Below are 2387 nucleotides of genomic sequence, written 5' to 3' on the forward strand. Positions count from 1 at the left end.
TATCGGTGGACGACCTCACGTGTCGGTCTGTGTACGACCTGACGTGTCGGTGTCCGGCAGGTTCATGATGCCGGTGCCTCCACTGGTGTGACAAGCCCTTGCCGGTCTTTGAGCCGGTAGCTGGGGCCGTTGATGGCCAGGACGTCGCAGTGATGAAGGAGTCGGTCGAGGATCGCGGTGGCGAGGACGTCGTCGCCGAGGACGGTTCCCCATTCGGTGAAATGCTTGTTGCTTGTGATGATCGTGGAGCCCTTCTCGTATCTGCGGCTGATCAGCTGGAAGAACATGTTGGCTTCGTCGCGGTCGAGGGCGAGGTATCCGACCTCGTCTATGACCAGCAGAGATGGGCGCATGAGGTTCGCGAGTTGCCGGGGGAGCCGGTTTGCTGCGTCGGCGGCTTTGAGCTTTCGAACGAGGTCGTCGAGGGTGGTGAAGTAGATCGACTTTCCGGCTTGGCAGGCAGCGACCGCCAGCCCGATCGCGATATGCGTTTTCCCTACTCCCGGTGGTCCAAGTATCGCGATGTTCCCTGCGCCGGTGAGGAATTCGAGGGTGGCAAGGTCTCGGATGCGGCGCGGTTCGAGTCCGGGTTGGAAGGTGTAGTCGAAGTCGTCGAGGGTTTTGTGATGGGGAAGCCCGGAGAGTTTGAGGGCGTTGCGGAACCGCCGGGATTCTCGGACTGCGACTTCTTCGGCGAGGAGGTGGTCGACGAAGTCGAGGTATCCCATCTGCGCGGAATCTGCGCGGGCGGCGGATTCGGTGACCGATTCGGCGGTGTGACCGAGGCCGAGCCGGAGGGCGTTGTCGATGATCCGTTGGGTGGTCAGTGAACTCATGAACGGTGTCCTGTCGTGGAAGATGCTGTGGGATAGTGGTTCACGGTCAGACGGCGTAGGCGGACAGTGGTCGATGTTCGACGTGGACGTGTCCGACGAGTGAGATGACTTTGGCGGTCAACGGGTCGCCTGCGTCGACCGAAGGTGACGGTGTGCCCTCCGCGGGGTTTGTATCGACGCGTCCGTCGGTGGTGGCACGGGTGTGACCGTCGGGCAGTGACGCCCAGTGCGCCTGGTCGACGACCCAGGCGCCGCGGACCTGCGAGCGAGCGTGGACGGCCAGGACGGTACCGCCGGCACTGTCGAGGGTGGCGATGGCGATGTTGTCGGCACCGGCGCGTACCTGTACTCGTTGACCTGCCCGGACGCGGTCGGCGGGTACGGAGTAGAGCGATGCCTCGAACGAGATCAGCGCGTCGTTTCCGATGCGCCGTAGGTGGGCTTCGGCGACAAGATACGGCTCGGCCGGGGCAGGACGTAGCGCCGCGTGATCGACGACGGCGCGGGTCCCGATGACCTCACGGTGAGTACGGTGCACCTGAGTCCGGCGGATCGGAACCCAGTCCATGAAGGTGCGGTCGGTGCTAGCGAGATCGGTGAACGTGCGACCGGCCAGGACGTGATCCCGAACGATCTTCACTTGCCGTTCTACACGGCCTTTGCCGGTGGGCCGGTACGCGGCGAGGACGTCGATGTCGAAGCCGTAGTGCCCGGAGAATGCGACGGCTGCTGGATGCAACGGGACAGCATGTCCGGGACGGACATGTTTGCGGACAATGGTTTTGGTGCGGTCGTAGACGATCGAACCCGGGACGCCACCGAAGTGCGCGAAGGCTCGGATGTGGCTGCCCCAGAACGCGGCGGCGTCCATCGAGTGGGTGTAGCAGCAGAATGGGTCACGGGAGAACGAGAGGACCATGTGGAAGGAGTAGACCTTGCGTCCGGTGCCGAAGAGATCGCCTTCATCGCCCCAGTCGACTTGTGCTTGGGCGCCGGGGATGGTTTCGAATCGGCGGTGTAGATTGCCGAGCCCGGATTCTTCTGCGCCGAGTTCGTCTCGGATGATGGGTCTGGCTGTGCTGCAATAGATTTTGACTCGTTGGTAGTTCACGGTCACGGACTTTTCGTTGGTGAGGCGTTCGTGGATGACCGAGGCTGCGATGGTGATGTCGGCGCGGAGCATCTCTTCGATCAGTGCGGCGATGTCGTCGGTGATCGCTCGGGGTTGTGTTCCTGCTCTCGAGGTTCCCTGCGGTGGATGCGTGGGTGCATCGTCGGCGAGGTATCGGCGGACAGTGCGCCAATCGCAGCCGCATTCGCGGGCGATGTCGGCATAGGTCGCGCCGGCCTCGTGCAGGGCTTTGAAACGTCGGATGTTCATCCAAGACTCTCCATCTAGGATCATGGCAAGGGCCACCCTTCGGGTTCGTCAACTTTGGCGGTAGACGATTCGAAGGGTGGCCCTTGTCGTGGGCGAGTTACGACAGGACTCGCCGAGCACCTACATATGAGGTTGTACGGGGACCATCACGTGAGGGTGTACACCGATAA

The 2387-nt window shown here is 62.6% G+C and carries 2 protein-coding genes; both read right to left on the minus strand.

From position 1 onward, the window contains the following. Window positions 1–62 precede the first annotated feature (62 nt). Window positions 63–836 (minus strand): IS21-like element helper ATPase IstB, encoded by a 774-nt coding sequence (gene istB / locus AB0O58_RS26660; protein WP_032385531.1) that lies wholly within the window; start codon window positions 834–836, stop codon window positions 63–65. 46 nt (window positions 837–882) lie between these two features. After that, window positions 883–2217 (minus strand): IS21 family transposase, encoded by a 1335-nt coding sequence (gene istA / locus AB0O58_RS26665; protein ID WP_008720775.1) that lies wholly within the window; start codon window positions 2215–2217, stop codon window positions 883–885. Window positions 2218–2387: the final 170 nt, after the last annotated feature.

The organism is Rhodococcus sp. NPDC080181, from assembly GCF_040702225.1.
Taxonomy (GTDB): Bacteria; Actinomycetota; Actinomycetes; order Mycobacteriales; family Mycobacteriaceae; genus Rhodococcoides; species Rhodococcoides fascians.